We start from the raw sequence: 21341 nt of genomic DNA on the forward strand, positions 1-21341 counted from the left end.
CGCCGGCGATGCGTGGGGGCGGCACGAGGGGGTGGGATCGGAGCTCAAGGCACCACGGCTCGCAGCCTGCGTGCGAAAACGCGAAGCCATGTCGCGCAGCACAGCGGATTGCGACGTCAGGATTGACATGGCACTGACTGAATTCGGTCCATTCGCGGTGGTGTTCGAGAAGGGGGAGCTGGATGTCCCCGGATACCTCGAACTGCTTCACCTCCACACCCCGGGGGCCCAGATCGTCATCGATCGCGTTGAGCGTGCGCTCTCCGCGGGCGACCCCGCCCGCTGGGTCGCCGCTCTGTTCCGCGATGCGAACTGGCGCCCGCACCTCGTTGGAGCAATCGCGCTCCTGCTGGACCGGAGCGAGACGTTGGACCGCAATTTGCTGTGGTGCGCGATCGATTCGGGGAGCTGGGTCACTCCGCAGCTCATCGTCACCGCTGTGTTCGCCGATCCGAGCTTCCCGGAGAAAGCGCGGGTCAGAGTCGACGAGCAGTGTCCGGTGCTCGTCCCCGCTGGCCTGACGCCCGCAGAGCGTCACAGCGCGACGGGGCCGGATGGCATGCTCGGCCGCAGAGCCAAGATGCTGGCCAGTATACTCGCGGCATCAGCATCGATCCGTAGTCTCGAGCGCTGGGCGTCAGATATTCGGCGCGACGCCCGCATCCAGCAGCTTCTCAAGGAGGACGAGTGGAACGGGTCGGACGAGATCGTCGCTTCCTGGATGACCAGCGTGCGGAGAGCGTTTCTTGAGCGGGGCCACATCTTGGCCCCGAAAGCAACCTGACGCTTGCGGGAGGGGGAGCGACGGCGGAGCAAGCTGCTCTACGTGCTCAGAGGATCGATTCGCGAGTTCGTGTGCGACGTATGTCCCTACGTGGGCACGTCCCTCAACGGCTCGGACGCGAACGACCTCGTCCTGCCGACGGCACCATGCGTCCCCAACGATCGGATCGAGGACATCAAGGTGGGGCCCGGGGGATCGTGGGTGCACAGCTGCGCCGGACTCGTTCCGCGTCGCGCTCGCCACGGACCACGGTAGCGGGGCAGTGTGGTGGTATACGACGAGGAGAATGGTCCGGTCGTACAGATCCACATCTGGGGTCTCGTGACGGGGCCGTGACGATCCGCCGAGCGCCCCAGTGTTCGGTGATCTTGCCCTCGGATCAAGCCGAGCTGGGCCTTCGCCGCGTGCCCGGCGGCCGGGCCTTCGCCGCCGCCGGCCGTGTCTCGCGTGCCTGGGTCGCATAGATACCGAGCTGCGCGACGAGGTGTTCGAAGACGAGGCGGACGCGGCGGACGGCGCGCAGATCCTCGTGCATGACGACCCAGACGTCCAGGTGGAAGGCGAGCGCGGGCAGCACGCGCACGAGCGGCACCGGCCGCCGGCTGAGCGGGAGCTGGCACACCCCGATGCCGAGGCCGGCCCGCACCGCGGCGAGCTTCGCGATGTCGCTGTCGCTGCGGAACGCATAATCGCGCGGCGTGGTGGCGAGCCCGGCGGCGGCGAGCGCGTCGATGATGGCGCGGGAGCCGTCGGCGCCGATGAGGGCGTGCCCCGGCACGAGCCCCGCGAGCGACGTCGGGGCAGCGTGCGCGGCGAGGTACGCCTCGGTGGCGAAGAGGCCGAGCTCGACGCGCCCGGCGCAGCGCCTCACCAGGCCGGCCTGCGTCGGCTCCGCCATGCGCACGGCGACGTCGGCGTCGCGGCGCAGGAGATCCTCGGTGCGATTCGTGGCGACGAGCTCGATCTGAAGGCGCGGATGAGCAACGCGGAGCGCGGCGAGCATCGGGGGAAGCACCTCGGCGCCAACGACCTCGCTGCACGTGACGCGCACGGTGCCGCGCTCGGCGTCGGCGGGGCTCGACACGGCGCGCACGAGGGCGCGCGCGCTCGCGGCGATCGACTCGGCGTAGGGCAGCGTGGCAAGCGCGAGCTCGGTCGGCACCAGGCCGTTCGGCGCGCGGGTGAAGAGCACGACGCCGAGCTGCGACTCGAGCTGCTCGATCTGGCGGCGCACGGTGGGCTGCGCGACGTCGAGGGCGCGGGCGGCGGCGGAGAGGCTGCCGGTGCGCATGACGGCAAGGAAGGCACCGTAGAGGTCCCACGAGGGCTCGGCTGGGCTCATCAAAAGATGATGAGCGGATGGACGCATTTGTACAATGTTCATGAGCACCCGCAGCGGCCATGCTCTCCACGTCGCCGGCATCCGCGCCGGTACGCACGACGAGGAGAACGACCATGACCACCGCCGCGACGCTCCCTGCGCTCGACCTTGCTCCCTCTACCCGCCGCCCCGCGCCGCAGCCCACCTGCGAGGTCTCGACGGGCGGGGCCAAGGGCATGCCGCGCGCGCTCCTGCGCCTCGAGGGCGCGCTCGTGCTCGGAGCCGCGCTGCTCGCCTACGGGCACCTGGGCGGGAGCTGGGGATGGTTCGCGGCGCTGTTCCTCCTGCCCGACCTGTCGATGCTCGGCTACCTTGCGGGTCCGCGCGTGGGCGCGGTGGCCTACAACGCGGGGCACAGCCATCTGGCTCCGGCGCTGCTCGCGGCCGCGTCGGTCGCGCTCGGCTCGCCGGCGCTGCTGCTCGGCGCGGCGATCTGGGTCGGGCACATCGGCTTCGATCGGATGCTGGGCTATGGGCTCAAGTACGGGACGGCGTTCGGCGACACGCACCTCGGCCGCGTGGGCTCGAAGCGCGCGGCGTGAGAGCATCTGCTCGCGCTCGAGGGAGCAGGAGAGTCGAGCGGCCGCCACTCATGCCCCTCGGCCGCCCTGTTCAGGGAACCGCAGCGTCTCACTTCTGGGCGTGGCGCGCCGGCATGAACCAGGCGCCGAGCGCTCAGACCTGCGCCGCGCCGCCGTCGACGAAGAGCTCGGTTCCGTTGGTGAAGCTGCTGTCATCGGAGGCGAGGAAGACGGCGGCCTTGGCCACCTCGTCCGGCAAGCCGATCCGCCCGAGGGGGATGCTGGCGACGAAATTCGCCTTGATCTGCTGCGCCTGCTCCTCGGTCGCGCCGAGCCCGTGCAGCCCTGGGGTGTCGATCGGCCCCGGGCTGATCACGTTGACGCGGATGCCGCGGTCCTTCAGGTCGAGCGCCCAGGTGCGCGCGAAGCTCCGCACCGCGGCCTTGGTCGCGCTGTAGACGCTGAACGCGGGGCTCCCGGTGGAGGCCGCCGTCGAGCCGGTGAGGAGGATCGACGCCCCGTCGCGCAGCAGCGGCAGCGCCTTCTGGACCGTGAACAGCATCCCCTTGACGTTGGTGGCGAAGGTCCTGTCGAAATGCTCCTCGGTGATCGCGCCGAGCGGGGCGAGCTCACCGCCGCCGGCGTTGGCGAACAGGACGTCGATGGGGGCGCCTTGCTGCTTCACCACCTCGAAGAGACGATCGAGATCGGCGAGGTTGGAGACGTCGCTCCGGACGCCGGTGGCCCTCTCGCCGATCTCCTTCACGGCCGCGTCGAGCTCCGCCTGCCGCCGCCCGGTGATGAAGACGCGCGCGCCCTCCGCCGCGAACCGCTTCGCCGTCGCGAGGCCGATCCCCGTGGTGCCGCCTGTGACGATCGCTACCTTCCCCTGGAGTTTGTTGCTCATGGTGTCCGTCCCTCGATCGCGGCGCTCAACGTCGCCGGCCCCCTGGAGTTAGCGCCGAAGCGGGGGGGCGGTCAGCCGTCGATCGTGGCACGCTGCGTTCCGCCAGTAGAACGAAGAGATCACCGATGCAGGATCTGAACGACTTCTTCTTCTTCGCCGAGGTCGTGGCGAACGGCGGGTTCGCGAAGGCGGGGCGCGCGCTGCGGCAGCCGAAATCGAAGCTCAGCCGGCGGATAGCGCAGCTCGAGGCGCGCCTCGGCGTTCGCCTCATCGAGCGCTCGTCCCGCCGCTTCAGCGTCACCGAGGTGGGCCAGGCGTTCTATGAGCGCTGCCGATCCGTCATGAGCGAGGTGGCGCTGGCGCAGGCTGTCGTCGCCGAGGCGCAAGGCGAGCCACAGGGGCTCGTCCGACTGAGCTGCCCCACGGGCATGATGGAGCTGGTCGGGCCCATCCTGCCCTCGTTCATGGAGCGCTACCCGCGTGTCGCCCTGCAGGTCATCCCCACCAACCGGCGCGTCGACTTGATCGAGGAGCGAATCGACATCGCGCTTCGGGTGCGCACGAAGCTCGACACCGACGCCACGCTCACCCGGAAGACGCTCGCGAAGAGCCGCCGGATCCTCGTCGCGAGCCCTGCCCTCGCGCGTCGCCTGGGCGGCGCGCCGGAGATCGCCGCGCTCGCCTCCGTACCGACCCTCAGCCCGAGCGAGCACGCCGGCGATGATGTGTGGGAGCTCGTCGGGCCCGATGGGCAAACGCATGTCGTGCATCACGCGCCGCGCCTCTCGTGCGGCGATTTCGCCGCCCTGCGAGAGGCGGCCATCGCGGGGCTCGGCGTGGCGTTGTTGCCCGATCACATTGCTGCGGCGGGCTTGAGGGCTGGTAAGCTCGTCCGCGTCTTCCCCGAGTGGTACGTGACCGAGGGCATCGTCCACCTCGTGTTCACCTCGCGCCGCGGCTTACCGCCTGGGGTCCGGGCGCTGATCGAGCACCTCGCGAGCCACATCCATGACGACGTGATGAAGGAGGGTATCGACTGAGGGGGTCCAGGCCGCGCAGGAGGGCGCCGGGGCTTGTCAGAGCCGGCCCTCCGCGAGCAGCTCGCGGGTGCGCTTCAGCGTCGACAGCAAGGCGCCCTTGTAGCCCTTCTCGCCGTTCATCCACGCCTGCTCGGCCTGCTCCTCGGGGCCGTTCGGCTCTTTGCCGCGCAGGCCGAGGTAGCAGTAGAAGCGGAGCTGGAGCGTGCCGTCGGCGTCCTCGAACAGCTCGTTGATGATCGCGCCCTCGCGGGGACCGGTGGCCTGGAAGAAGGTGACCTTGCTCTGCGGCTCGAACGTGATGATCTCGCGCACGTCGTCGCCAGCGATCGTGGCTTCACGCACGATGTGAGAAGCGCTCTCCTCGACCACGTCACAACGGGTGCAGAGGCCGGGCGGGAGGAACAGGCGGGCGTCGCGGGCCTTGAGGACCAGGCCCTCCCACGCCTGCGCGCGGGTCAGCTCGGTCTCGCCTTCCGGGTTCACGGGGACGGTGGCGGTCGAATAGATCATGAGGATGTTCCCTGTCGTGCGGGTTGAGGGTCGCTCGGCCGTCAGGCCGAGGTCGCGATCTCGGCGGCGAAGTCGCGGTAGGAGCGCAGGGGGCGCCCCAGGAGCGCGGTGAGACGTGCCACATCGCCGGCCTCGGGGAGCATGCCCTCGGTGAGGAAGCGCTCGCTCATCAGGCGCATGTCGAACGCCATCCAGCTCGGCATGAACTGCCGGAGGTTCTTCTCGAACCCGGCGGTGTCATCGCCAGGATAGGTGATCGGGCGCCCCAGGACCTCCGTCCAGATGGCCGCGATGTCCGCGCCGGTCAGCGTGTCGGGACCGACGAGGTTGATCCGGTCGAGGGGAAGCGGGGCGGCGGCCCGCTCGCGGCGGATCAGCTCGATCGCCGCGATCTCGCCGATGTCGCGCGCGTCGATCATGGCGAGCCCCTTGCCGCCGATCGGCATCGGGTAGACGCCGTATCCGGTCACCACGTCCTTGATCGTGAGATCGTTGTTCATGAAGTACGCTGGACGCAGGATGGTGGCGTTCAAGCCCATCTGCTCGATCATGCGCTCGACGGCGAACTTGCCCGCGAAGTGCGGCACATTCACGTAGAGGTCGCTGTGGATCACCGACAGGTAGACGATCCGCTCGACGCCGGCCTCGCGGGCGAGGTTGAGCGCGATCAGGGCCTGGGTGAATTCGTCAGGCACCACGGCGTTGAGCAGGAAGAGCGTGGAGACGCCCGAGAAGCCGCGCCGCAGCGAGTCGACGTCGAGCAGGTCGCCCTGCGCGACGGCGACGCCCGCCGGGAAGTTGGCTCTGGCGGGATCGCGGACGAGAGCGCGCACGTCGGCGCCGCGCTTCGCGAGCTGTTCGACGACCTGGCGGCCGACTGTGCCGGTGGCGCCAGTAACGAGGATGGTCATGGGGATCGCTCCGGTTCGGGTCAGAAGACACCCGGTAAACTAGTGGTTCACATGCGTGCCGATAGACGTTAACTTGAGACAGACCGTCTCACTGGTGGAACGCATGGATCTGCTCGCCCTCGCTGATTTCAGCCTCGTCGCCCGGCACGGGGGCTTCGGGCGAGCCGCACGCGCCGCGGGGCGCCCGAAAGCGACCCTGTCCCGCCGGGTCGCGGAGCTGGAGGCCGCCCTCGACCTGCGTCTCTTCGAGCGCGGGGGGCGCACACTGAAGCTCACCGAGGAAGGACGGGCGCTCTTCGAGCGAACGGGGGCATTGCTCACCGAGCTCGACGAGACCGCGGCGGCGATCGCCTCGGGTGGGGGCCGGCCGCGAGGCAAGCTGCGAATCAGCGCGCCTTTGCTCTTCTCGCAGATCGCGATGGGCAAGCTTGCGGCCGGGTTCGCGCTGAAACACCCGGAGGTCCGGCTCGAGGTCACGACGGAAGACCGGAAGGTCGACATGGTCGAGGAAGGTTATGATCTGGTGATCCGGGTCAATCCGGATCCGGATGAAAGCCTCGTCGGGCGGATCTTGCTGCGCGATCGGCTGGTGGTCGTCGCGAGCCCGGGCCTCGCTCGACCGGCGGGCAATCTCGCTGTTCCGGCTGTCGTGCGGGGGGCAGGCGACCGGACTGCGGCCTGGGATGTCGCGGCGCCGGCGGGAAGAACACGCATCGCGGTGGATCCCGTCCTGCGCCTGTCGTCGCTCGTCATGGTCCGCGATGCTGTCCGAGCGGGCGTCGGCGCCGGACGCCTCCCCATTTCCCTTGTAAGTCACGATCTGGCCGCTGGAGCTCTGGTGCATTGGGGCGATGTGGACGGCCCGGACATCGCCCTGTGGACGCTCTATCCGTCCCGGCGGCTGCTGAACGCTCGTGTATCCGCCTTCCTCGACCATTTGAAGGAAGCCTTTCCCATGGGAACACCCGACGAGCTGGCGGCCTTTCTCGGGGCATGAGGCGGCTAAACCGGCCGATTTCCACGCCACGGCGCTGACGTCCGCCGCGAACCACGGCAGCGCCTTGCGCCACGGCGGGCCTTTCAACTCGTGTTTTCTCAGGAGCCGGGAGGACGCAGCTCCGCATCGAGGAGCGCGGCGAGCTCGGTGATGCGCCGGTCGATCTCCTCCTCCGGCGTCGCCAGCAGCCATCCCTCGAAGTCGTCGAACGATCCCTTGAACCGCGTGATGAGCTCGCCGAGGGCCTTCCCCTCCAGCCCCGGCACGAGCCGCATCACCCGCTTGCCGCTGAACTTCGCGTCGATCTGCGCCCGCCGCGCCTCGGCCGCGCGCTCGCGCTCGATCTGCCCGCCGAGATCGGCCTCCGGGAACGCGGCGAGGATCATGGGCAGGTACGACCGCCGGTCGCCCAGGGTGGGCCGCTTGTCGATCCCCCGGGCGCTCAGGTGCTCGATGAACCGCGCCACGGTCGACCGCACGCCGGCGCGCTCCCGCAGCGGGCTCTCGCCCTCATCGAGGTAGGGCGCCACCGAGAAATAGGGGCTCGCGATCACCCAGTCGAACACCGCCGGCAGCGACGCGAACCCCGCCTGCCACGCCCCGTGATCCAGCCCGAGGAAGCCGCAGATCCGCTCGAAATCGCGGGTCACCTCCAGGTCTGCCCGGTAATTGCCCCCCTCGCGCCGGTACACGTAGGCGAGCCCGCGCTCCCCGTACTTCAGGTCGAAGCGCCGGCAGATCCGCCCGATGAAGTTCCCCACGTCGTTGAAGCACATGAAGCTGTACGCGCTCTCGAGGTAGCGCTCCGGCACCGGGAAGAAATCGGTCTGCAGGCCGCGGTACACCGTCGAGAACACGTGCCCCACGGCCTTTGTCTGCGTGACCCCGAGGTCGCGCGCGATCTCGGCGCGCACCTCGCCCCAGTCCGGCCGCGACGCGACGATCACATCCATGTCCCCGAAGTCCGGCTTGTCGCCGTAGTAGCGCGGGATGCGGTACTGCCCCGGCAGCTTGACGTCGAGGTAGCGCCGCACCTCGGCCTCGAGCGCCAGGTACTCGCCCCGGGGCATCCTCGGTAGGTTGAACAGCTTGCCGCCCATCGCCCAGCTCCGGCCTCGCAGTCTACACCGATCGCCGATCAGGTCATCCGCCCGCCGCCGACCGGGCTCGGGCGCGCTCCTCTTTGTCCGCCCCATCCCTGCCCGTGGTGCCTCCGGCGGTGTCCACGGAAGCGGGGCAGGCCCCCGCGGCGCGAAGGATGTGTAGGATGCGCCCCTTGGACCAGCCGACGCTCCCCCGCCCGGACCTGCTCGACGTGCTCGAGGCGCGGTTCGGGTTCCGCGATCTCCGCCCAGGCCAGCGCGCGGTCATGGATGCCCTGCTCTCGGGCCACAGCGCGCTCGCTGTCTTCCCGACAGGCGGCGGGAAATCGCTCTGCTACCAGCTCCCCGCGCTGCTCCTCGACGGGGTCACGATCGTCATCTCTCCGCTGATCGCGCTGATGAAGGATCAGATCGATTTCCTCACGGCGCGCGGCATCGCCGCGGTCCGGCTCGACTCGTCGCTGTCAGCCGACGACGCGGCGGAGGCGCACAGGGACCTGCGCTCGGGCAAGACGAAGCTGCTCTATGTCGCCCCCGAGCGGTTCGTGAGCGAGCGCTTCATGGCGCTGCTGAAAGAGCTCAAGATCGCCCTGTTCGCGGTGGACGAGGCCCACTGCATCTCGGAGTGGGGGCACAACTTCCGCCCCGACTACTTGAGGCTCGCGGACACCGCCCGGGCGCTCGGCGTGCCGCGCGTGCTCGCGCTGACGGCCACCGCGACGCCCGGGGTCGTGCGCGACGTCTGCGCCACGTTCGGCATCCGCGAGGAGCACGCGGTCGTCACCGGCTTCTACCGGCCGAACCTCGAGATCCGCGCGACGGCGGTGAGCGCGCCCGCGCGCGACCGGATCCTGATCGAGCGCCTGAGATCCCGGCCGCCCGGCTCCACCATCGTCTACGTCACGCTCCAGAAGACCGCCGAGCACGTGGCCCAGCAGATCGCCTCGGCGGGGCTGCCGGCGCGCGCCTACCACGCCGGAATGGACGCGGCGGAGCGCGCGCGCGTGCAGGACGAGTGGATGCAGAGCGACCGCGGCGTCGTGGTCGCCACCATTGCGTTCGGGATGGGGATCGACAAGGCCGACGTGCGTTATGTCGACCATTACAATCTCCCGAAGAGCATCGAGAGTTATAGCCAGGAGATCGGCCGCGCGGGCAGGGATCAGGCGCCCTCGGCGGTCGAGCTCTTCGTGTGCGGCGACGATCTGCCGGTCCTCGAGAACTTCGCCTATGGCGATACGCCGACCGCGGAGGCGCTCCACGGGGTGGTCGGCGCCGTGCTCGACGCGCCCCAGGTGGAGCTCGGCCTGCACGCGCTGTCGGCGCGCCACGACGTCCGGCCGCTCGTGCTCCGCACCGCGCTGACCTACCTCGAGCTGATGGGCGCGGTCCGACAGCTCACGCCGTTCTACGCCGGCTACGAGGTGCGGCTCCACCGCAAGCTCGAGGAGGTCGTCGCGACGGTGAAGGGCGAGCCGGCGCGGTTCCTCGAGGCGCTGTTCGGCCATGCGAAGAGGGGGCGAGTCCTGTATGCGATCGATCCGGCCGCCGCCGCCGCCGCGCTGGACCAGCCGCGCGAGCGGGTGGTGCGCGCGCTCGAGTACCTGGAGCGGCAGGGGCTCGCGGAGCTCAAGGCGTCGGACCTGCGGCACCGCTTCGTGCGCGTCGCGCCGCCCGACGACGCGCCGGCCCTCGTCGGCGAGCTCCTCGCGCGGTTCGCGAGGCGCGAGGACGCGGAGATCGCGCGCGTGCGGCAGGTGATCGAGCTGTTCACCGCGGAGCGCTGTCACGCCGCCGCGCTCGCCGAGTACTTCGGCGAGCGCCTCGACGCCGCGTGCGGGCGTTGCACCTTCTGCCGCACCCGGCTCGCCCTGAGGCTGCCGGAGCCGCCCCGCGCGCCGCCGATGCCGGCGGGGCTCGACGTCGCCGCGTTCACGGCGCTGCGCGCGGCGCACGGGGGCGCCCTGGGTCACCCCCGCCAGGCGGCGCGCTTCCTCTGCGGGCTGTCGAGCCCGGCGACTAGCCAGGCCAAGCTCGCGCGCGATCCGCTCTTCGGCGTCCTTGTCGCTCGCCGGTTCTCCGAGGTGCTCGACTGGTGCGCCGGGCTCCCCATCCTCGCCGGCGCTGCCCGCGGCGTCACGCCTGCTTGATGGGCGTCGTCTGGCATCGGACGGCGACCTCGCTGCGGGGATTCTCGGTCTTGTCCGCGTTCGAGGCCTTGGAGTCCCCGGCCATGTTCGATTGCCCGAGGAGGAAGACGTAAAAACGGGCGCGGCCGGGCCTCTGCCGCTGCTCCTTCCTCAGCAGGACGACCCTGGTCCCGGGCAGCGCCGAAGCGGCCCCGGAGACCAAATGTGAACGTTCACAAATAAAATGTCAAATCGAAGCGGCCGCCGGCGACCGCCCTCGCGCCCGATGGCAGACAGGTCTCCTCCCGGCGCGTCGCGTCAAGAGGGGCGGGTATCGGGCAGCGGTCACACAGGCGCTGCAGCGCCGCCACCACCGGCGCGCGACGGCGCGATGCGTCGCGTGGCGATGCGGTCGCCACGCGACGCGTCATGGGCTAGCGGCCGACGCGCTGATCGGCTTCGAGTTCGTCGATCGGGCCGGCGGTGATCGTGGCAAGGCGCCCCTCTTGCCGCGGCGCTGCGGAGGAGCCCGCCAGCCTCGTGATCCCTCGGGATCGAGGTACTTACGGACCTGTCGATTGGAATTGACGGTGGCCATGTGATCGTTCACATTCCGCCCAGGAGTGCCTTTGTTGCTGCGCATTGCTCGGGCCGCCACGCGTACCGAGGCCTTCGTCGTCTGATCGATTTTTGCACCAACTCTGCTCGCTCGGTCGTCGCGCAAGCGATCGCTGAACGATGGGGATTGGTATCGGGCCGAGGGGGCTCCACCCGAGAACACGGCATACCGCGCTTGTTCGGCGGCTGTCGTGAGATCTCGAGCTCTGTTCACCGGGGACGATTCCTTCAAAGATGCGGAGGTGCTGGCGACGTGGCCGGATCACGGCCGTCGGGGCGGGCGTAACCTGTGTCGAGGAGCATGAACCCTCAAAACCACGTGTCACGAGGGACGTCCCTGGCCATCCTGGGCACCGAGTCCGTCGCCGCCGGCCGATCCCGTGAGGAGTGGCTCGCAAAGCAGACGAACGGCAACGCGCGCATCATCGAGCTCGTGGGCGCGCCGGCGGCGGACGTGCGGTGATGCGCAAGACCGGCTTCGCCGAGGCCATCGCGAAAGATCCGGACATGAAGATCATCGCGAGCCAGAGCGGTGACTTCGCGCGCACCAAGCGAAAAACGGTGATGGAGACGCTGCTCTCAGCCCACGGCCTCTGCGCGTGGGCATGACCTTCGTCATCCTGTCGGGGGTATCGACATCTTGGTCGGCTCCGTCGTCGCGCGCACGACGGTCCTCGTGGGCACGCTGGTAGCCGGTGGTTGCCACCCGCTGCTGGCGTCCTGTCTCGGCCTCGCGGTGTCTGTCTCGTTCGGCGCGATGACGGGGCACCTGGATACAACGCATTCGAGATCTGAAAGGATCTATCATGAGCAAGAGAATACTGCAGTTCCGGCGCTCGCTCTCGGGCGCGGCCGCGTTGACTGTTTCGCTTCTGATTGGAACCCTCACTCCAGGGGCGGCGTCCGCCGCCGACTCCGTCGAGAAGCTGCAGGAGTTCGAGCTGGACGAGGTGAGCGTGACCGACGCCTACTACCAGAACGTCTCTTCGAAAGAGATCGCGTACATCATGAGCCTCGACCCCAACCGGCTTCTGGCGGGCTTCAAGGCGGTGTCGCAAGGAAAGGACCCTGGGAATTCGCCGGGCCTCAACCTCTACGGCGGGTGGGAGGGTGGCTGGAGCCTCTTGCGCGGGCACACGATAGGACACTACCTGTCCGCCATGGCGCGAGCGTACAAGCAACTCAAGAGCTCCGACGCGGAGCAGAGCGCCGCCATCGCGCAGAAGATCGACTACACGATCGGTCAATTGAAGTCATTTCAAGACGCGAATCCCAGAGGATACCTGTTCGCGTCGCCGGAGACTCATTTCGACGTCGTCGAGGGGAAGGCCACCGGCTCCAGCTGGGCGCCGTGGTACACGATGCACAAGATCATCGCAGGCCTCATCGACGTCTACGAGTTCGAAGGGAACGCGACGGCCCTCGAGATCGCGAGCAGGTTGGGGGACTGGACCTACAATCGCAGCTCGACCTGGAATGCGGACCTTCGAAGGAAGGTCCTGGGCGTCGAGTACGGCGGCATGAACGACTGCCTGTACGATCTGTACAGGCTGACGAACAACGCCAATCACCTGGCGGCAGCCCACACTTTCGACGAGGACTCGCTCTTCACTCCCATTTCTCAAGGCAACAACGTCCTGCCAGGCAAGCACGCCAATACGCAGATCCCCAAGTTCATCGGCGCCATGAACCGCTATCGGACGCTGGGCCAGACGGAGAGCTTCTACTACACCGCGGCGGAAAAGTTCTGGACCATCGTGCTGAGGGATCACACCTATGTCACCGGTGGGAATAGCCAGCTCGAGCATTTCCACGAACCCAGGCAGCTGGACGCGCAACGGGACAACGTGAACAACGAGACGTGCAACTCGTACAACATGTTGAAGCTCTCGAGGGCGCTCTTCAAAGCCACGGGGGACGTCAAGTATGCCGACTACTACGAGCAGACTCATATCAACGAAATCATGTCTGCCGTCAATCCGACGAACGGGATGACGACCTACTTCAAGCCGATGGGAACGGGCTATTTCAAGGTGTTCGGCAAGCCGGAGGACACTTTCTGGTGCTGCAACGGGACTGGTATGGAGAACTATACCAAGCTCAATGACAGCTTGTACTTTCATGACGACACGGATCTGTACGTCAACATGTTCCTCAGCTCGACGTTGGCCTGGGCCGAGCGCGGCCTGTCGTTGAAGCAGACCTCCAATATTCCTCTTTCCGACAAGGCGGTTTTCGAGATTACCGCTGCACCGGCCGACGCGGTCACGATCAACTTCAGAAAGCCATCCTGGGTCGCTCGGTGTCAGCCCGTGACGATCACGGTCAACGGTGAGGCATGCGACGCAACGGAAGCGAACGGCTATCTCACGGTAGGTCGCACCTGGAAGCCCGGAGACAAGGTGGAGCTCACGCTGCCGATGGAGGTGAAGGTGTCGAGACTCCCCGACAACCCCAATGCGGTGGCGTTCGTCTACGGACCGGTCGTCTTGAGCGCCGGTCTCGGGACGGAGAGGATGCTGTCGGAGCCCCAGTGGGCATCTGAGAAGGCTACCATTCCACCTGGTGTTGTCATCAAGGACACCATCGGCATCAACAGCGGTATCACGATCAACGAGTGGATCGCCGACATCGAGAACAACCTGGTTCAAACCCCGGGTACGGTGGAGTTCACGCTGCGGAACACAGACTCCAACAGCACGTTGACGTTCACGCCGCACTATCAGCGATACGCGGATAGGTACGGGATCTACTTCCGTCTCACCGGGACGACGGGTGAAAACATCCCAGACGCCGGCGGATGCTCGCCCCCTCCTGGAACTGGCAAGCTGTGCGATACCGTCTCGTCTTCGCAGAGCGGCGGAACGACTGGCAGCGGAACGACCGGCGGCGGAACGACTGGCGGCGGAACGACTGGCGGCGGAACGATCGGCAGCGGAACGACTGGCGGCGCGTCCGAGGGCAGCTCCGGTGGATCGGGGGGCGCGGATGGTGACACCGCGGACCAGGGCAGCTCGGGTTGTTCCTGCAGTCTCAGCCGTGTTTCGTCGGAGCGTTGGCAGTTCGCCGCGCTGCTCGGCCTCGGCCTGGTCGCGTGGCGCCGGGGGAGACGTCGTGAGGCGCCGCAGGGGTCGCGGACCTTCGGTGCGCTGTAAGCCTCCACATCTGCCTGCGCCCTCGTGATCTTTCGCCGCCCGTGCCCGGCGGCCCCAGCGTGAAGGGCGTCATGTGCGGCGGGCGGTCGGGATCTCGTAGGCGAACGAGCCGCGCTCATCGAGGTGGTAGGCGGTGACGTCACGGTCGATCTTCCGCCCGCCGGCGCTCGTGAACATGCGCCGGGGAAAGACGCGGACGCGGGCCTGTGCGGCGCCGGGGAGCAGCTCGAAGCGGCCGGCGCTGAAGCCATGGAGGCGGGTCACGCCGCGGCCGCCGGGGCCGTCGTGCTCCTCGAGACCGAAGAGGGAGGCGCCTTGCAGGGCGTGACGCGCGTGGCCGCCGCCGTGGGCGGTCGAGGTGGCGGTGCCCTCGTGCATGTGGCCGAAGAAGTGGGCAGCGAAGCGACCGGCCGGGTCGACCTCCTGGCGGAACTCCTGGCGTGCCTGCGGGTGGAGCCACTCGGGCGGGTGGTGGGTGAGCAGCAGGTTGATGTGGTGGCGCTGCAACCAGTCGGGGGCGTACTCGTCGCAGACGACGTGGAGCTGGCGCGGGTCCACGGCGAGGCGCTCGTGGTAGTCGCCGCCGGCGAGCTGCAGGAAGGCCGAGTTGAGGCCGATGACGCCGAGCTCGAGGCCGTGGAGCGACAGCGAGTACGAGCTGTCGCCCGGCAGGATGCCGAGCTTCCGGCGGTCGAGGACGTGCCCTCCCGCCGGGCGATGCGCTCCGGGTGCAGCCGGGCCCGCGTCTGGCGCAATACCTGTTCGCGATCGAGCATGGGCGGCGACTATACCCCGGCGCGGCTCCCGTCGGCCGCCTCGCGCGAACGGGCGTCGCCCTGGCCGGGCGAGTCGATGTGAGCGATCATGCCCTCATGGAAGCCCTGCGGCACGGGCCAGGCGCTCGTCCGCCCGAGCGGCCCCGTGCGCTTCGACCTCGCGGACGCCGAGCCGCCCGCGGACGCCGCCGACCACGTCGACACCTTTCGCGAGCGCTGCGGCCCCGTCCGGACGCGGCTGATCGTCGAGGCGCGGCAACAGAAGCAACGAGCTCGCTCGACCGTGTAATGTAGTCTACCTCACGCTGTACCATCGCGAGCGCAAGTTCGCCACCGGAGCATCCGGCCTTCCCCCTACACGAAAGCCCGTCAAGGCCGGCGCCGTGGGCGGCACGATGCCGCTCATCCACGATCCGAAGACGGGGCTACTCGCCGCGGGTAAGGGCACGTGGAAGGGGAAGGGCAAGAAGTGGGAGGGAATGGCGTTCACTTCAAGTTCCGTTGCCGGTGCACGACGTCTCATGGTATCGTCGAGCCCCCGCCCGGCTCAGCGGGGATGTTTTGCCTATCCGCGCATCCGGTATACATTGGAGCCTGAACATCGATGAGTGATGATCCCCAGCTAGCACACTGTACAGCACGAATCGGGACCGTCCTCCGGGGCAAATGGCGCATCGATTCGCTCATCGGCGTCGGCGGGATGGCTGCGGTTTACGAGGCGACACACAGGATCGGCCGGCGCTGTGCAATCAAGATCCTCCATCCGGAAATCGCGCTCTCCAAGGAGCTTCGAGCCAGGTTCGAGCAAGAGGCGCTCGCAGTAAACCAGCTCGGTCACCCCGCAGCCGTCAATGTCATCGACATTGATACGAGCGAGGATGGATCGCCGTTCTTGGTGATGGAGTTGCTCGATGGTGAATCGCTCGGCAAGCGCGCTCACGCCTCCGGCGGCATCGAGGAGCGCGAGCTGCTCCGCATCGTCTCGATCGTGCTCGAAGTGCTCGATGTCGCGCACGGGCTCGGCATAGTTCATCGAGACATCAAGCCCGATAATCTGTTCTTGACCTCATCAGGCGGCGTCAAGGTCCTCGATTTCGGGATTGCTCGAATGAAGCAGGGCGGCTCCAATGTTCGTACACGCATCGGCGCGATGCTCGGGACTATCCCTTACATGTCGCCCGAACAGATCGCTGGTGGCCAGATCGATGGGCGGGCCGACATCTTCGCCGTTGGCGCGACGATGTTTCGAATCCTGGCAAACCGCCGTGTGCACGAGGGATCCACGGAGAGCGAGCTCCTCATCAAGATGGCGACGCAGCCTGCGCCGGCCCTGCGCACCGTTGCCCCCTCTGTCAGCCCAGAGGTTTGCGCCATCGTCGATCGTGCGCTCGCCTTCGATCTATCGCGCCGCTATCCATCGGCGCGCGCCATGCGTGAAGACATCGAGCGAGTTCTGGGCCCCAATGCTACCCCTCACGCGCCCGCCCCAGTGTCGATCCGAGCCGACGTGTCGTCTGCGATCAGCGTCGATGATCCGACGATGGCCGCTCCTGCTCCCGGCCGAGCGATGCAGGCACCCATGGTCGTATCCGTGCCGCCTCGATCTGCTGCAAACAGCCCGCAAGTGGGCTCGAATTCGCCATTCTTGATGGTTGCAGTGATTGGCTCTTTTGCTCTCGCTGTTTGCCTCGCCGCTGTCTTCTTCGTTGTTCGTTCACAAGACTCCGCCGAAGACACTCGTGAGAGCGCGGAAGACGAGACATCTCAAGAGGGCAAGGCGAGCGGTCGCTCTCGCACGATGGCCACGTCTTCCAGTACCAGCACGCCATCCTCCAGTACCAGCACGCCATCCTCCAGTACCAGCACGCCATCCTCGACCGCTGAGCCCTCATCGACGCGCCGGTCCGTCCCAGATGGCAAGTATCGCCTTCTCCTCAAAGATGGCAAATATCCATTTTGCGTCACGTCGAAATTGAAGAAAGCCTATCCAGTGCGCACGGATGATGAGGGTGTCAAAGTGTGCGGCGGCACTCCCGAGGGGCCCATTCCGATTGACGGCCTCAAAGCCTACCACCCCTCCGAGTTTCAATGGGAATAGCTTGATAAGGGGCGGCCTTGCCTCGCGCCGCGTCGGCATGCCGAAGAGCACGCCGCCGCCCAGCTCCCCGATCGCCCGCCCTCGATGTCTTCATCGCGCCTTCGGGGCTGGAGGTTCCGGCGATGCGGGCGGCGACCAGCGAGCTACGGCTCGATGCGCTGCGGTCCTCCTTGTAGGACGATGTCGGTGTGCGGGGCCAGATCCACGGCCATCGCGGAATTGCACGGATTTTCCGTTCCGTGGGTGGATCGAGCATGACGTCCGCTCGGACGGCGGCGCGGTTCCTCCGCTCTCAGCACCTTTGTGCGTGTACACTCCTCGGCATGTCAGGGATAATCGCACCCAAGGGGCGCTCAATCACCGACGACGTCACGGTGCCGATGCTCGGGAAACAACGCGACGTATCCGTCGTTGAGCTCTCAAGCTCGGCGCTTGTGGAAGAAATCGAGACGGCGGCACGGGCGTGGTCGGACGACGCACCCACGTTGGTGCGCTCGGACGACAAAGCGCCAGCGCTGATCGGGAGCTTGATCTCGGAGCGGTACCGCGTCCACGAGCTCATCGGGCAGGGCGGCATGGGAGCCGTGTACCGCGGCGAGCAGGTGCACCTCCGCAAGCAGGTCGCGATCAAGGTCCTCCAGCCGAGCGCCCGGAACCTCCCCCAGATCGTGGCGCGGTTCGAGCGCGAGGCGATCGCGGGGGCGCACATCCAGCATCCGAACGTGGTCTCGGCAAACGACTTCGGTCAGCTCGCGGATCGGTCGCATTTTCTCGTCCTGGAGTATGTCGAGGGCACCCCGCTCCAGGACGTGATCGCCTCGGCACCGCTCCCCGCGCGACGCGCGCTCCACATCGCGAGGCAGATCGCGTCTGCTCTGGAGGCGGTGCACGCGAAGGGGATCGTGCACCGCGATGTGAAGCCGCAGAACATCCTTCTCGGCGCCCGTGATCAGGTGAAGCTCATCGATTTCGGCCTCGCCAAGGTGAACGTGGAGCTCCTGTCCACCGAGAGCCGCGAGGCCGCGCGCAAAGGCCAGGACCTCACCGCAGCCGACCAGGTTCTCGGCACGCTCAGTTATCTCGCGCCGGAGGCCGTGCGCGGCATGGACGCCGTCGATGTTCGCGCAGATCTTTATGCGCTTGGCATCATCTTGTACGAAATGCTGGCCGGGAGAAGCCCGTTCGACGCGAGCGACGGCCAATCTTCCTTCCGGCAGCGGCTCCTCGAGGATGCGCCCCCGATCCGCCAGCGTGCTCCGGGATCAGGTATCCGCCCCGACGTGGAGGCGATCGTGATGCGGCTCGTCCAGCGAGACCCAATGCAACGCTATCCGACGGCTACCAACGTGATCGCGGCCATCGACGGGGCCGTTGCGGCGATGGAGGGCGCGCCGAGGCAGATCGAGCCGACCGTTACCATGCACCCCGGTGCTCCGGGGCACCAGACGAGCGCGACATCGCTCGCGTCCAGGTGGACCTCGTCGGCGATGCGGCCGTGGTTCATCGCGTCCATCGTCGTATCGCTCTCGCTCAGCGTCGCGCTCTTGATCGCCATCCTGCTCAGCTGACAGAGCCTCAAAAAGGCGGGACTCCTGTCGACTTGGGCGCCTCGCGCGAGCGCGTCCTCCCGCCGGGCGATGCGCTCCGGGTGCAGCCGGGCCCGCGTCTGGCGCAACACCTGTTCGCGATCGAGCATGGGCGGCGACTATACCCCGGCGCGGCGCCCGTCGGCCGCCTCGCGCGAACGGGCGTCGCCCTGGCCGGGCGAGTCGATGTGAGCGATCATGCCCTCATGGAAGCCCTGCTCCTCTCCGCGCTGGGTGTCGCGCTGACGCTCGGACTCGGCGGGGCCGGGCTTCGATGGGCGCTGCGGCGCGCCGAGCGAGAGCGCCTGCGCAGGGCGTGCTCGCGAGCGCTACGGCCACGAGCGCGCGTCGTTCTTCGCCGGCTTCCACGGCACGGTTCGCTATCGGGAGACGGTCGTCGAGGTGGGGCAGCCCGTGCTCGTCGCGGGCACCGCCGCCGTATCGCGCCGGCTCGACGCGAACGGCGAGCGGGACGGCGATCGCGCGTCGCCGCCGCAGATCGAGCTTCGGCCCGACGACGAGCCGCTCTACATCGGCGACGGCCGACGACCGAACGCGTGATCTCCGGTGTCCTCCACCGCGGCGGGCCTCGCCCTCCAGGGGCGCATCGCGCCTCCGTCACCCTCGCGTGTGGCCCTGCACCGCCGCCGCCCTCGCCTCGGCGCTGTCGAGCGAGCGGATCACTCGAGCGGGGTTGCCGACGGCCAGCACGCCGGCCGGAAGGTCGCGTGGCACGACGGCGCCGGCGCGATCGACCCGATTCACCAGCCTGGGCAACACGCTCAACATGAACGACGCCATGGGCGGCCAGGCCCACGGCACGGGTGACCTGTCCGCCGCCACCGTGAAGCGGTTCATCGACAAGCTCACCTACGAGACCAGCTGTCTGGCGACACCTGACGAAGCTCCGGGAGAGCAGCGGGGTCGAAGCATGGTCATGAGCTGGGCGCGGTCGTGGCGCAGCGGCGCGCGCGAAAGGCAGGTGCGAGTTGGGTCGCCGACGGGTGCGGGGGCTGATCGTGTCCGGCTCGGCGGGCGCCGGGGCGCGGTCGTGGTGGATGTCGATACCATTCCCCCCGCGCCCGACTAAGCTGGGCCCCGATGGACGGCAACTCTCCTCCCGAGCGGCGCATCAAGAGAGGCGGGCGCCGGGCCGCGGTCATGGTCGACGTGGCCAAGCTCGCCGGCGTCTCGTACCAGACGGTCTCGCGGGTCCTGCACGACAACCCCCACGTGCATCGGGACACGCGGGAGCGCGTGCTCGACGCGATCCGCCAGCTCGACTACCGCCCGAGCTCCGTGGCGCAGGCGCTCGTCACGGGGCGCTCGCGGACGCTCGGCGTGGTCAGCTTCAACACGACGCACTACGGCCCGGCGTCGACGCTCCACGGGCTCGAGACGGCGGCGCACGACGCCGGGTACGGCGTCAGCGTCGTCAGCCTGAAATCGCTGAGCCGCGCGCCGGTGGTGGATGCGGTGAAGGGGCTGTGCGATCAGCGCGTCGACGGCATCATGGTCATCGCCCCGCTGCGGTCGGCGGTGGACGCGCTCCGCCACGTCACCTCCGACGTGCCGGTGGTCGCCGTCGAGGGTGGGCCGGACGATTCGGTCCCGGTGGTCGCCGTCGACCAGCACGGCGGCGCGGCGGCCGCGACGCGCCATCTCCTCGACCTGGGTCACCGGACGGTGTGGCACATCGCCGGCTCGATCGACTCGCTCGAGGCCGAGCAGCGCATCGACGGCTGGCGTTCGACGCTGGAGGCCGCGGGCGTCGAGCCGCCGCCTGTCCTGCGCGGCGACTGGAGCGCACGCTCGGGCTACGAGTTTGCCCCGCAGCTGGCGCGCACGCCCGGCGTCACCGCCTTGTTCGTGGCCAACGACCAGATGGCGCTGGGCGTGCTCCGCTACCTCCACGAGATCGGACGCGCGGTGCCGCGAGACATCAGCATCGTCGGCTTCGACGACATCCCGGAGGCGGCCTACTTCACGCCTCCGCTCACCACCGTCCGCCAGGATTTCTCCGAGCTGGGGCGGAGGTGCCTCCACCTGCTGCTCGGGCAGATCGAGAGCGGCCGCCGCTCCTGCTCGCGCGTCATCGTCGAGGCCGAGCTGATCCTGCGCAAGAGCAGCGCCGCGGTCCCCCGGGACCGATGAGCGCTCCAGCCTTCTCACGGATCAGAAACCCGTGATGGATCCGGGGCCGCGAAGGCCACCCCCGGCGGCGGCAGGCTTTGCTACTGGCGCGAGCCTGCTCGTCCCCCCCGCTGCTGGATCGAGGCCGAGCAGCGGGTCGATGGCCTCGTGAACCACCCAGCGCTCTATCCCGACCCGCCTCGCCCCGTCTGCGTCCGCCGGCCAATACACCTCTTCCCGCGGGATCACGAGCTCTCGAGCTCCCCGCCCGCGCAGCACCTCCCTCTGCTCCGCGACGAGCTTTGAGATGTCCTCCACGCCCACCGTCCACTCGTCGGCGAACCGCCGCAGCATCGCGCCGCGCAACCCGAGCTGGATCGCCCTCCGCGCGACCGGCGCGCTCGATGGATCGTGGTCCGGGTCCCACTGGAGCCGCACGTCCGAGAGAGCGCGCACCTTCCCGTCGGGGAAGCTCCCGACGACCAAGACCTGGGCTTGCCCGCTCACGGCGGCATCAGCCCCACCCTCCATGGTGCCCTCATAGCCTGACGCGACGCCCATGGCGTCGCTCGATTGCGGTTCACCCGCGGTGAGCGTCGTGGTGAACGTCCCCGTCCCCGTGGCAAAGGGGTCCATCTCGGCGAGCGATCCCCGCGTCGTCGAGAACGTACCGGTCATCGTCGCCACCGGCG

The 21341-nt window shown here is 68.3% G+C and carries 21 protein-coding genes and 1 pseudogene; 13 read left to right on the plus strand and 9 right to left on the minus strand.

Annotation, left to right across the window (positions count from 1 at the left end; translation table 11 throughout):
* The first annotated feature begins 127 nt into the window (after positions 1-127).
* Positions 128-784: a hypothetical protein gene (locus WME96_RS43995; protein WP_437287508.1), complete on the plus strand. Its 657-nt coding sequence runs from the start codon at positions 128-130 to the stop codon at positions 782-784.
* A 379-nt stretch (positions 785-1163) separates the two neighbouring features.
* Here WME96_RS43995 and WME96_RS44000 read toward each other — a convergent pair whose 3' ends face one another.
* On the minus strand, positions 1164-2126 hold the full coding sequence (locus WME96_RS44000) for a LysR family transcriptional regulator (RefSeq protein WP_437287509.1): 963 nt from the start codon (positions 2124-2126) through the stop codon (positions 1164-1166).
* A gap of 113 nt (positions 2127-2239) precedes the next feature.
* Between WME96_RS44000 and WME96_RS44005 the strand changes: the two genes are divergently transcribed.
* Positions 2240-2707 carry a DUF4260 domain-containing protein gene (locus WME96_RS44005; RefSeq protein ID WP_437287510.1) on the plus strand — a complete coding sequence of 156 codons (468 nt, stop codon included), beginning with the start codon at positions 2240-2242 and terminating at the stop codon, positions 2705-2707.
* A gap of 133 nt (positions 2708-2840) precedes the next feature.
* On the opposite strand, the gene WME96_RS44010 is transcribed toward WME96_RS44005, so the two are convergent.
* Positions 2841-3593 (minus strand): glucose 1-dehydrogenase, encoded by a 753-nt coding sequence (locus tag WME96_RS44010; RefSeq protein ID WP_437287511.1) that lies wholly within the window; start codon positions 3591-3593, stop codon positions 2841-2843.
* Positions 3594-3718: 125 nt separating this feature from the next.
* Here WME96_RS44010 and WME96_RS44015 point away from each other — a divergent pair, with 125 nt between their 5' ends.
* Positions 3719-4633 (plus strand): LysR substrate-binding domain-containing protein, encoded by a 915-nt coding sequence (locus WME96_RS44015; protein ID WP_437287512.1) that lies wholly within the window; start codon positions 3719-3721, stop codon positions 4631-4633.
* Positions 4634-4669: 36 nt separating this feature from the next.
* Here the strand turns inward: WME96_RS44015 and WME96_RS44020 are convergent, their stop codons facing one another.
* A complete protein-coding gene (locus WME96_RS44020; RefSeq protein WP_437287513.1) occupies positions 4670-5143 on the minus strand; it encodes an SRPBCC family protein in 474 nt (157 codons plus the stop codon).
* A gap of 41 nt (positions 5144-5184) precedes the next feature.
* On the minus strand, positions 5185-6054 hold the full coding sequence (locus tag WME96_RS44025; protein ID WP_437287514.1) for an SDR family oxidoreductase: 870 nt from the start codon (positions 6052-6054) through the stop codon (positions 5185-5187).
* Positions 6055-6157: 103 nt separating this feature from the next.
* Between WME96_RS44025 and WME96_RS44030 the strand changes: the two genes are divergently transcribed.
* On the plus strand, positions 6158-7051 hold the full coding sequence (locus tag WME96_RS44030) for a LysR family transcriptional regulator (RefSeq protein ID WP_437287515.1): 894 nt from the start codon (positions 6158-6160) through the stop codon (positions 7049-7051).
* 98 nt (positions 7052-7149) lie between these two features.
* Here the strand turns inward: WME96_RS44030 and WME96_RS44035 are convergent, their stop codons facing one another.
* Positions 7150-8151 (minus strand): hypothetical protein, encoded by a 1002-nt coding sequence (locus WME96_RS44035; protein ID WP_437287516.1) that lies wholly within the window; start codon positions 8149-8151, stop codon positions 7150-7152.
* A gap of 176 nt (positions 8152-8327) precedes the next feature.
* Between WME96_RS44035 and WME96_RS44040 the strand changes: the two genes are divergently transcribed.
* Complete coding sequence (locus WME96_RS44040; RefSeq protein ID WP_437287517.1) at positions 8328-10304, plus strand: RecQ family ATP-dependent DNA helicase; 1977 nt, start codon at positions 8328-8330, stop codon at positions 10302-10304.
* Here WME96_RS44040 and WME96_RS44045 read toward each other — a convergent pair.
* Entirely contained in the window at positions 10291-10506 is a 216-nt protein-coding gene (locus WME96_RS44045) for a hypothetical protein (protein ID WP_437287518.1), read from the minus strand. The genes WME96_RS44040 and WME96_RS44045 overlap by 14 nt on opposite strands.
* Before the next feature lie 696 nt (positions 10507-11202).
* Here WME96_RS44045 and WME96_RS44050 point away from each other — a divergent pair.
* The 3 genes from WME96_RS44050 (at position 11203) to WME96_RS44060 (ending at position 14056) form a co-directional block, all read left to right on the plus strand.
* Positions 11203-11364, plus strand: a complete 162-nt coding sequence (locus WME96_RS44050; protein WP_437287519.1) for a hypothetical protein — start codon at positions 11203-11205, stop codon at positions 11362-11364.
* On the plus strand, positions 11364-11510 hold the full coding sequence (locus WME96_RS44055; RefSeq protein WP_437287520.1) for a hypothetical protein: 147 nt from the start codon (positions 11364-11366) through the stop codon (positions 11508-11510). Before WME96_RS44050 ends, WME96_RS44055 begins: the two co-directional genes overlap by 1 nt.
* A 197-nt stretch (positions 11511-11707) precedes the next feature.
* Positions 11708-14056 carry a beta-L-arabinofuranosidase domain-containing protein gene (locus WME96_RS44060; protein WP_437287521.1) on the plus strand — a complete coding sequence of 783 codons (2349 nt, stop codon included), beginning with the start codon at positions 11708-11710 and terminating at the stop codon, positions 14054-14056.
* Positions 14057-14125: 69 nt separating this feature from the next.
* On the opposite strand, the gene WME96_RS44065 is transcribed toward WME96_RS44060, so the two are convergent.
* Positions 14126-14614 (minus strand): hypothetical protein, encoded by a 489-nt coding sequence (locus WME96_RS44065; protein ID WP_437287522.1) that lies wholly within the window; start codon positions 14612-14614, stop codon positions 14126-14128.
* A 306-nt stretch (positions 14615-14920) separates the two neighbouring features.
* Between WME96_RS44065 and WME96_RS44070 the strand changes: the two genes are divergently transcribed.
* The 4 genes from WME96_RS44070 (at position 14921) to WME96_RS44085 (ending at position 19077) form a co-directional block, all read left to right on the plus strand.
* On the plus strand, positions 14921-15121 hold the full coding sequence (locus tag WME96_RS44070; RefSeq protein ID WP_437287523.1) for a hypothetical protein: 201 nt from the start codon (positions 14921-14923) through the stop codon (positions 15119-15121).
* A gap of 315 nt (positions 15122-15436) precedes the next feature.
* Complete coding sequence (locus WME96_RS44075) at positions 15437-16930, plus strand: serine/threonine protein kinase (RefSeq protein WP_437287524.1); 1494 nt, start codon at positions 15437-15439, stop codon at positions 16928-16930.
* 380 nt (positions 16931-17310) lie between these two features.
* Positions 17311-18498: a serine/threonine-protein kinase gene (locus tag WME96_RS44080; RefSeq protein ID WP_437292423.1), complete on the plus strand. Its 1188-nt coding sequence runs from the start codon at positions 17311-17313 to the stop codon at positions 18496-18498.
* 420 nt (positions 18499-18918) lie between these two features.
* On the plus strand, positions 18919-19077 hold the full coding sequence (locus WME96_RS44085; protein WP_437287525.1) for a hypothetical protein: 159 nt from the start codon (positions 18919-18921) through the stop codon (positions 19075-19077).
* A 57-nt stretch (positions 19078-19134) separates the two neighbouring features.
* On the opposite strand, the pseudogene WME96_RS44090 reads toward WME96_RS44085, so the two are convergent.
* Positions 19135-19278: pseudogene (locus WME96_RS44090) on the minus strand (sugar O-acetyltransferase); the annotation flags it as partial.
* Positions 19279-19617: 339 nt separating this feature from the next.
* Here WME96_RS44090 and WME96_RS44095 point away from each other — a divergent pair.
* On the plus strand, positions 19618-20670 hold the full coding sequence (locus WME96_RS44095; protein WP_437287526.1) for a LacI family DNA-binding transcriptional regulator: 1053 nt from the start codon (positions 19618-19620) through the stop codon (positions 20668-20670).
* Positions 20671-20691: 21 nt separating this feature from the next.
* Here WME96_RS44095 and WME96_RS44100 read toward each other — a convergent pair whose 3' ends face one another.
* Complete coding sequence (locus WME96_RS44100) at positions 20692-21327, minus strand: DUF4291 family protein (RefSeq protein ID WP_437287527.1); 636 nt, start codon at positions 21325-21327, stop codon at positions 20692-20694.
* Between the last annotated feature and the right edge of the window lie 14 nt (positions 21328-21341).

The organism is Sorangium sp. So ce406 (genome assembly GCF_051474675.1).
Lineage (GTDB): Bacteria > Myxococcota_A > Polyangia > Polyangiales > Polyangiaceae > Sorangium > Sorangium cellulosum_G.

Excerpts from the sequence above, each read along its gene's own strand:
- WME96_RS43995 (WP_437287508.1), top strand. The coding sequence starts at position 128 with ATGGCACTGACTGAATTCGGTCCATTCGCGGTGGTGTTCGAGAAGGGG.
- WME96_RS44000 (WP_437287509.1), bottom strand. The coding sequence starts at position 2,126 with ATGAGCCCAGCCGAGCCCTCGTGGGACCTCTACGGTGCCTTCCTTGCC.
- WME96_RS44005 (WP_437287510.1), top strand. The coding sequence starts at position 2,240 with ATGACCACCGCCGCGACGCTCCCTGCGCTCGACCTTGCTCCCTCTACC.
- WME96_RS44010 (WP_437287511.1), bottom strand. The coding sequence starts at position 3,593 with ATGAGCAACAAACTCCAGGGGAAGGTAGCGATCGTCACAGGCGGCACC.
- WME96_RS44015 (WP_437287512.1), top strand. The coding sequence starts at position 3,719 with ATGCAGGATCTGAACGACTTCTTCTTCTTCGCCGAGGTCGTGGCGAAC.
- WME96_RS44020 (WP_437287513.1), bottom strand. The coding sequence starts at position 5,143 with ATGATCTATTCGACCGCCACCGTCCCCGTGAACCCGGAAGGCGAGACC.
- WME96_RS44025 (WP_437287514.1), bottom strand. The coding sequence starts at position 6,054 with ATGACCATCCTCGTTACTGGCGCCACCGGCACAGTCGGCCGCCAGGTC.
- WME96_RS44030 (WP_437287515.1), top strand. The coding sequence starts at position 6,158 with ATGGATCTGCTCGCCCTCGCTGATTTCAGCCTCGTCGCCCGGCACGGG.
- WME96_RS44035 (WP_437287516.1), bottom strand. The coding sequence starts at position 8,151 with ATGGGCGGCAAGCTGTTCAACCTACCGAGGATGCCCCGGGGCGAGTAC.
- WME96_RS44050 (WP_437287519.1), top strand. The coding sequence starts at position 11,203 with ATGAACCCTCAAAACCACGTGTCACGAGGGACGTCCCTGGCCATCCTG.
- WME96_RS44055 (WP_437287520.1), top strand. The coding sequence starts at position 11,364 with ATGCGCAAGACCGGCTTCGCCGAGGCCATCGCGAAAGATCCGGACATG.
- WME96_RS44060 (WP_437287521.1), top strand. The coding sequence starts at position 11,708 with ATGAGCAAGAGAATACTGCAGTTCCGGCGCTCGCTCTCGGGCGCGGCC.
- WME96_RS44070 (WP_437287523.1), top strand. The coding sequence starts at position 14,921 with ATGCCCTCATGGAAGCCCTGCGGCACGGGCCAGGCGCTCGTCCGCCCG.
- WME96_RS44075 (WP_437287524.1), top strand. The coding sequence starts at position 15,437 with ATGAGTGATGATCCCCAGCTAGCACACTGTACAGCACGAATCGGGACC.
- WME96_RS44080 (WP_437292423.1), top strand. The coding sequence starts at position 17,311 with ATGCTCGGGAAACAACGCGACGTATCCGTCGTTGAGCTCTCAAGCTCG.
- WME96_RS44095 (WP_437287526.1), top strand. The coding sequence starts at position 19,618 with ATGGACGGCAACTCTCCTCCCGAGCGGCGCATCAAGAGAGGCGGGCGC.
- WME96_RS44100 (WP_437287527.1), bottom strand. The coding sequence starts at position 21,327 with ATGACCGGTACGTTCTCGACGACGCGGGGATCGCTCGCCGAGATGGAC.